Source organism: Candidatus Hydrogenedentota bacterium (genome assembly GCA_035416745.1).
In the GTDB taxonomy this organism is placed as follows: Bacteria; Hydrogenedentota; Hydrogenedentia; order Hydrogenedentales; family SLHB01; genus UBA2224.
The window spans coordinates 48,906-57,127 of record DAOLNV010000030.1; the positions used below are offsets into that span (position 1 = coordinate 48,906).

General features: G+C 61.7%; 5 protein-coding genes. 3 read left to right on the plus strand and 2 right to left on the minus strand.

Annotation, left to right across the window (positions count from 1 at the left end; all coding sequences use genetic code 11):
- Positions 1-478 (plus strand): hypothetical protein (locus PLJ71_11165; protein HQM49235.1); only part of this gene is annotated, 478 nt, incomplete at its 5' end.
- A gap of 235 nt (positions 479-713) precedes the next feature.
- A complete protein-coding gene (locus tag PLJ71_11170) occupies positions 714-3,332 on the plus strand; it encodes a glycosyl hydrolase (protein ID HQM49236.1) in 2,619 nt (872 codons plus the stop codon).
- 123 nt (positions 3,333-3,455) lie between these two features.
- Here PLJ71_11170 and PLJ71_11175 read toward each other — a convergent pair whose 3' ends face one another.
- Complete coding sequence (locus PLJ71_11175; protein HQM49237.1) at positions 3,456-5,990, minus strand: hypothetical protein; 2,535 nt, start codon at positions 5,988-5,990, stop codon at positions 3,456-3,458.
- A 436-nt stretch (positions 5,991-6,426) separates the two neighbouring features.
- Between PLJ71_11175 and PLJ71_11180 the strand changes: the two genes are divergently transcribed.
- Positions 6,427-7,194: a M15 family metallopeptidase gene (locus PLJ71_11180; protein HQM49238.1), complete on the plus strand. Its 768-nt coding sequence runs from the start codon at positions 6,427-6,429 to the stop codon at positions 7,192-7,194.
- 129 nt (positions 7,195-7,323) lie between these two features.
- On the opposite strand, the gene PLJ71_11185 is transcribed toward PLJ71_11180, so the two are convergent.
- The coding region (locus PLJ71_11185) for a hypothetical protein (protein ID HQM49239.1) at positions 7,324-8,222 on the minus strand (899 nt) is incomplete at its 5' end.

The following is an 8,222-nucleotide window of genomic DNA, read 5'->3' on the forward strand; positions in this document are numbered from 1 at the left end:
TCTGGTCCTCAACGTTTCGTTTACCACAGGAACCTGGTATGACAATCAGACTCCCGAGGATATGGGACTCGATGTCGCAACCTGGGTTAACGAAGGATTGGTTGACCGGCTCATGCCGGAGGGCCGGCTAATCCCGAAGTACCTCGAGTTGTGCCGGGGCAAGAAAGTCCAGTGCTACCCCCGCAGGACGGAAACCATGGAGTTTGACGGCTCCGCGATGCAGCAGAATATCCACGATCCCACCGCCGAGGAGGACAAGCAGGACAAGCCGCTGTTGGCCCAAATGCCCCCGCTCGAGGTTGCGAACGGGGTACTCAATTGGTACGACGCAGGCGCAAGCGGCGTGTTCCTGTTCAACATGATGCCATCGACGCCTTTGCGCCATTTGCCGTATCCGGAGCTTCTGCGCCAGGAAGTTGCCTCCGGCCAGCCGTTTGGCCGTGTTCTTCTTGAGCCCGTTACGTGGACGGACCAGTAGGCCTTGCAACGGCTCATGTGAGTGATTGCGACCGCTGAGCTCTCCTCTCGAGAATCCTCGCGACAACACAGCCTGTCGCCTATACGCGGATTGCGCTCGTTATCGCGGGACTTCTGAGAGGCGGGTGAGTATGATTGCGGGGAGGCATGGATTACATCCAAGCAGGTGCATGGTGATTCGTGGAGAACCGTCGATGCGGAGTGCCTGGCAAAGAATCGCGGTCGGAAGTTTGGCCATGATGGCGGCGCTGTCCGCGGCGGGCGGGGAAGGCGAGGTTGCCGCCTGTATCCGGCTTGTGCCTTCCTTCGAGGCACTGCAGTTCCGCGACCCGGAGCCGGTCTTGTGGCCCGGCTACTTCTGGCTGTGGAACGCGCCCTTGGAGCCTCCCCTGCTCGATCAACAACTCGCTGACATGGCGGCCCACGGCGCTCGGAGCGTGTGCGTGTTGCCGATGCCGCGCGGTTTCCGCCCGGATTCGACCAACAACTCGATGGACCCGGATTACCTCACGCCGGAGTTCTTCGAGCGTGCAGGGCATGCGGTGGACGCGGCCGTGCGGCTTGGCATGAACTGGTGGCTGTATGACGAGGGCGGATGGCCTTCAGGCCAGGCGTTGGGGAAGGTCATTGAAGGGCATCCCGAGCTGCGGGCACAGCGGCTTGTTCGGGAGAAGGTAGAATCGCAGGGCGCCTACGTCGTGCCAGAGGACGCATTGGCTCTCGTCGTGGAAGATTCGCAGCGGTCTGTCTGGTTGCCCGGAGATACGTGGAACCCGGCTCGGCAGGACGAACTGGCGTACCTCTTCCGGGTCACGGCGTTGGCCGCGCCCGATTTGCTCAACCCCGAGGCCACGCGACGATTCCTCGAATTGACCCACGAGGGCTACCGGAGAGCATTCGGCGCTCAGTTTGGAAAGGCCGTTCGCTTCACCTTCACCGACGAACCCGGCGTCCCCAACCTGGCTCCTCCCGAGTCCATCCCTTGGACGCCGGCCATGGACGAGCTGTACCGGGAACGGTTTGGACGGCGGCTCGAGGAGTCGCTGCCGTCGTTGTTCGCCCCGCCGGGCCATGACATGCCCTTGGCCGATGCGCGCGCACGAGTAGCCTTTTACGACCTATGGACTGCCCGGTTTCGAGACGCTTACTTCGGTGAAATCCGGGACTGGTGCCGGAGAAACGGGCTCGCGTCGGGCGGACATCTCAACGGCGAGGATGAGACCGTCAACGTGGTCCGCTATGGGTTCGGCAATGCCTTGCGCCAGTTGCGGGCGATGGATGTCCCCGGTGTGGACGTGATCTGGCGCCAGCTCTTTCCGGGCAAACCCGGCCAGCACTTCTTCCCTAAATACGCCTCAAGCGCGGCCCATCAGAACGGCACCCGATATGCGTTCACGGAATCGTTCTGCGTGTACGGCAACGGCTTGACGCCCGCCCAGATGAAATGGCTCGTGGACTACCAGTATGTCCGGGGCATCAACCTTCTGGTCGGCGGATGCTATCCCTTGAGCAGCCGGGACCACCAGATGACGGGCGAGCGTCCGCATTTCGGCCCCATGAACCCGCTCTGGGACGCGCTGCCCGGGTTCCACGCGTATGTGGCCCGGCTTGGCTACGCGTTGTCCGCCGGGAAACCGAACATATCGGTTGCGCTGTATTACCCGGCGCGCGACATGTGGGCCTGGGGCGAAAGCGCGACCGAGGCCGTCCGGACCCATGACGGCCTTGCGAACGAATTGCTCGCGCGCCAGTGCGACTTCGACTTGATCGACGACGACACCCTGGCCGAGGCCACGGTCGAGAACGGCGAGCTGCTGGCCGGCGCCATGCGCTACAACACCATCGTATGCGGGGACGTGTGCTGGATGCAGCCGGACGCCCTTGAGCGGCTGAAAGCATTCGCAGCGGCCGGCGGGAACGTGCTCTGCGCCGCCCACCCCCCTGGTTCGGAGGGCACGCCGGGCCCGAACGAGCCGGCCTTCTGTCGCCTGGGCGGCATTGAGGAGATGGCCGCAGCCGTGGCGCCGACCGTCCGTCTCACACCCGCCGCGCGCCTCGTGCGTGCCTGTTCGCGAACGGTGGCAGACGCCGAGATCGTGGTGCTGTTCAATGAGGCCGGGGAACCTTACGACGGGGCAATGGAAGTGACGGCGAATCACGTCGCTCTTCTCGAGCCGCTGACGGGCCGAAGAACACTGGTGGCCGGAGGGACGGCGGCAGAGGCGGCACATTCCTTGCCCGTGCGTCTCGAGCCGGGCGAAACCCTTGTCTTCTTACTCACGGAGCAGCCAGGAGATGCCCAGTCTTCCCGTGCTCCTGCCGGAGACCAGATCCTGTTGGACGATTCCATCCAAGCCTGCCCCGGCCGCAGAATCACGGTCGGCGAACACGACTTCGTCACCGCGGTTGCGGAGGCCGTGCCGGTTCCCTTCAGCCAGTCTCGGGTCTGGCGAGACTGGCTCGGCGAGGACTACTCCGGAACGGTGGCCTACCAGGCGACGTTCGACATGCCGGAAACTTGGGCGGGTTCTCCGCTGTTGCTCGAGACAGGCCCCATCGAATACGCGGCCACCGTAACCTTAGACGGAACCGTGGCCGGCTACCTGCTTTGGCCGCCTTGGCGCCTCGAGTTGCCCCCTTGCGCCGCCGGGCAGCACACCCTCGTGATTAGCGTCGCGAATACGCTCGCCAACGAGTTGACCAGCGACCGCGTGACCAGACTCTGGGCGGAAAAGAAAGGCCCGGGCTGGCCGAGCCCCTATCACGAACGCGCCCTCCAATTCGAAAGGGAATCTCGCGGGGGAGGAATCCAAGGGCCAATCCTTCTCAAACGTCTGGCGGTTCCCTCGCCGTGAACTCCGCGGCGCGCGCAAGGGCCAGGGTCAGAGAATAGAATCCAACATTGATGCGAGCACTCATCCCCACATAGGCGGGCGGTATGGCGTCCGCATGTCGAAGCCCCGCCAATCGACGCCTGTCTACGGCTTATACAGGCGCTTCATGAAGATCGGCTCCTCTTTCAGTCCAGGTTGAATGATCACCTGGGGTTCCGCCAATAAGGTCTCGGCCAGGTCGGCGGCATCTTTGGCGGTCTTGATTGCGTCCGTATCCTTCCAGACGAGGTCGAAACGGAACTCAAAGATGCCGTGACTGTCGGCGACGAAGTTGGTCATCCATGTGTTGTCGAAGATCATCGCATAGGCCTGGTTCGGGTAAGGGGGCGCGTCTTCCAAGTGCTTGAGCGGTTGCGGCCCGCCGAAGCTGACCACCGGCGCGTCGCGCGTGATCCAGAACCAGTGGCCGTCGGCCGTGGCGTAGTCAGCCCAGCTGTCGATGGACACGTAGTCGCGGCAGGTGTTCGGCAGCTGGTCCTCAAAAGGTACGAAGGGGACCCCGCCGCACGACACTGTTGGAATCGTGTCGCCGGTGGGCAGAGCGCATCCGATGTAAAACCACTCCGGCAACTCCGACGAGATGCGGTAGAGCCGCACGGTCAATACAGCTCTCGGTTCGCGTCGGTAGATTTCGAGCGTTCGCGTCAGCCACTTGAGCCGGGGATGTTTCATCGACTGGGTATAGACGAGCGTATTGGGGTTGGACTCGACGCTAGCCTCGCCCGCCGGTTCCGCCGCCGTTTCTTCGAGAGCCTGTTTTCGGCGTTCTTCGTCACGGCTTTGCAGGATTTCATTGTATTTCCAGCGTCCGCCGAATTCGGCCAATTCGACGGACACGAATGCGCCGGGGCTTTCCGCAAACAACGGCTTGTTCATGCCCGGCCATTGAGCGGAGGTGGGCCATCCGGTGGCATCGACCTCGACCTTGGGCGGTTGTTCGTCTTGGGTTGCCGGAACCTCCTTATCACTCGGAATCAATCGCACCGTTGAATTTGGAGCCAGGTTGTCCATCCAGAAGCGAACGACTTGTCCGGGCACATTATCCGCGACGGTGCCGTTGTCGGCTTCGAAAGTGAGTTGCTCTTCGTTTTCGGGCGCCGTGAATTGAGCATACCCGGCCCGCGCTTCCGTGGGTACGACCATGCCGGTCTTCGGGTCCTCCAACGCGTTCACGTCTTCACGGAGGGCCGAGGCCTGAGTCGTGACCCATCCGCTCCAGGGCCGCGGAGCGGTGTTGGCCACGTAGTACCCGTATTCCAGAGGGTAGATGGCGGTCCGCGCGCGTTGTGCTAACAGCACCTTGGACATCGCGAGCGGGTGGTACGCGGTCCGGGCTTTCTCATTGAACTGCGCCCACGTGTCGATCTCATGCGGCCGCCCGATGCTGTCCGCCGAACCCCAGGTGTGCTCGTCGAAAAGACACAATTGGCGCAGAATCTTGTCGGCGGCCATGCGGGTGTTCGCATCCAGCGTTTCGCCCCACACCGGACTGAGCGCGGCCGTCAGGTTTCGTTTCGCCCGGCGCGAGGCCGCCACTTCTCGAGGCCCCGAAGCACAACCGTTGACCCACCAGTCGGTGAACTCTCCTTCGTATTCCGGCAGACGGTCCGCGATATGGGGTTTTACGTCTTCAAGTGCCTGCGACACCGTGGTGAGGCGCACTTCCGGTTGCAGTTTCAGTCGATTCCATGCCGCGACAAAATCCGCCAGTCCCAGATACGGCGGGTCGTTATCCATGCGCCATTCGCTCGTTACCGAAAGCGGGAGCACCGGGAAATCGTATCCTTGCGCCTCCAGTTCGACCAGCTTCTTACACAAGCGGGCTTGGGCTTCTCGCAGCGCCGCTTCATCCGTTGGATAGAATTCGCCGCGCCGGGGCGGGCGGTATCGCGTATCGGTCGACTCCGGTACCGGACCGCGCCGCCAGGAATCGTCGAAAAAGTAATAGAATCCGCTCGGATACGAGTCGCCGAGCCAGACGAAAAGGCGGCGGCCGTCGGGCATCCTCCACCAGAAGGCCATGGGCACTTGAAACGGCGCCTGGCCGTTGGTCGCGTTGATCCCCATGAACAGGTTGGCGACATCGCGATCGAGCAACGCCATCGCCCCGGCCCGGGGAAATCCGTTCACATCATTCTGAATGGCGGTTTTTGGAGACGCCGCATCCCACACTTCGGCGGGCAGCCAGTGGAGCGTCGCTCGCCATTCGTCAGCACTGAGGGTAGGGGTCTGGTTCATGGCGAGCGCCGTTATCTCGAGACGCCCGGTCTTGATCGCGCAAATCAAGTCCTGCCGCCGGTCGGGCGAGTTCTTCTGCCACCAGTCATCGACGGTCAGCGCGGCCTCTGCGGTCCAACTGAATTGGGCCTCCTTCGGCGCGTTTTCCGTAGCCAGTACGCCGTCGATGGCAATGTCAAGATAGCGTGTCTGCTGCTCGCGGCAGACCGCCGGGTGATCCGTGAAACCCACGTCCGTATGCGACATGTGCACGATATCGACCCGCTTGATCTTATCAGGTAGTTTGTGTTCCTGGGCCAAGGCGGTATCAACCATCACTATCGAAGATGGGATGGCCGTCAGCACAATGCCCGCAAATGAGATCACAGTGTGTTTCTTCACATCCATGCCTTTCAGAATGTCAATGAGAATCACCCAGTCCGTTGCAAACAAGCGTCCACGCGTCTATCGGCCAAGTCGGCGGCGCGCTCGCATCCGGTTCCAGCCTCCTCACAGCGGTGGCGGACCCCTGCCCCTCCCCCACTCCACGAACTCCGCTTCCGTCGAACGATGTGACCGTCTTACCTCTCGCAGCGGGAGCCATGTTAGCATAGCCGGAGAAACCAAGAACACAAACCAGTCGCCGGACAGCTGCGGGGGTTACAAGTGAATCTCCGTGGACGTTTTTTCGAAGCCAGCTATCCAGAGCCGCCTGTCCATTGGCAGAGTCCTGCTGCGGAAGCTTCAGCGCGGCAGGCGCTGGGCCCACAGGGCAGTTCAACGGTTTGTCCTGATGTATAATGCCGCAATGCAAACGGTTCCCAGAATCATCGCATGCATGAGTTGCGCGTTAGGTCTATTGTCCGCGGCGCAATCCCCCGTTATCCCGCACGACGCCGATGCTCTGCAAGCCCTTGTCCGGGCTTACCCCGGCTACCTTGTTCCAACCGTCAAGCCGAATACCATCTCGTGGAAAGACGGTACGGAAATGCTTTTTGACGACGGTGTTCGAAAGACTGGTTTTGAGGACATGCTCAGCCGTGCCAGCCTTAAGGACCAGATGTCCATGCCCTACCCACGGTCTTGGCCAACAGGTGCTCCTGACGCCAACGCCGATCCCGGCCGCGCGCGCAACGATGCGTTCTTCCAAAAAATGTATGGCGACTCCCCGAAACAGGTCCAGTCAAACCTGCTCCGCGTCGAGTGGCTTGGCGGCGCGACCGTGCTTTTCACCAAAGTCAATGGCGCGGCCCAGGCCTTGCGCCGGGTTCGGGAAGAACTCCAAACATTGCCTCCCGAGGTGCAGCGGCATGTATCCAACCCTGCCGGTACGTTTTCATGGCGTTCGATATCCGGCACCACACGGCTCAGTATGCACAGTTTCGGCGCAGCCATCGATTTCCAACTCCCGCAAGAAGTCTGTCGATACTGGAAGTGGGACACACCCGCCGCGAACGGCTCACCTGCCTATCCCGTATCCATTCTCGAAGATGCCGCCCTAAAGCAGGTCGTGGAGGTCTTTGAACGGCACGGCTTCATTTGGGGCGGGAAGTGGTTTCACTACGATACGATGCATTTCGAATACCGGCCCGAACTGGCCAATTAGGGACTATCGCTGCCTGTTTGCCTGCCCCCTCATCCGTCTCACACATTCCAACCCGTGATTCGCGTCATTTCTCGCCGGTCGCTTGCGGGTCTGTTCATGTGCCGCAACCGGCCCACGCGCCTTTGCCACTCACGGCGCCATGCCCCACACCCGGATCTCCTCGGAGAATCGGTGAAGAATCGAGAAATGGAACACGAACTTGATCTCGAACGTCACGGATTGCCCCGGGAGCAACTCCGTGATGCCGGTCTTGTCGCCTAAATCATAATAGAAATCGCCCTGTTCTGTGCGGCCGGTGGCTTCCGGCATATCGACCTGCCAGCGACCGTGATTGGTTCCGGGCGTGGTGTCGATAAAAACAACGTGTATCGGGACTTCTATCGTTTCCGCTGAAACATTGGTAATGGTCAGGTCTGCTGTGCTGACCATCATCCGCGTGACGCGACTTGTCATGTACGCGCGCTCGTTGGCAGTACTCATGGAGACGCGGCCGGTCACGTCCTGGAAGGTCAGGCCCGGCATGCAGATGACCTCGACATTATCCGTCGCCGTGTCCTCGCCATCCGTCACTTCCAGCTGCAGCACGTAGCTCCCGGCCACATCCGGAACGAACCAGGGAACCGCCGTCGTCCGCCCGGAAATGTCGTCATTGGTCAGCCCGCTAAGAGCCGGCAGGGAGACGAAACTCCACAGGAACGCCAATGGCTGGGGCCCGCTGTCAGGATCGTTACTGACCGACCCATCGAGATAGGCGGTGGCTCCATACGCCACAGTCTGGTCAGCCCCGGCGTCGGCAACCGGCGGCACGTTCTCCAACTCCGTAACCGTGATAACGGCCACCGCGATGTCGGACTCAAACCCGTCCGACACGGTGAGCATCAGCTCGTACATCCCCGCCGCATCCGGCTTGAACGACGCACTGCACAAGGTACTGTCGACGATGTCGTTGTCCGTCAACGCGCTCCCGGGCGCTACGCTGAAGAAGCTCCAGGCGTACGTGAGAGGCTCCGGACCATTGTCCGGGTCGT

Coding starts and splice junctions, on each gene's coding strand:
- PLJ71_11170 (HQM49236.1), top strand. CDS start 714: ATGATGGCGGCGCTGTCCGCGGCGGGCGGGGAAGGCGAGGTTGCCGCC.
- PLJ71_11180 (HQM49238.1), top strand. CDS start 6,427: ATGAGTTGCGCGTTAGGTCTATTGTCCGCGGCGCAATCCCCCGTTATC.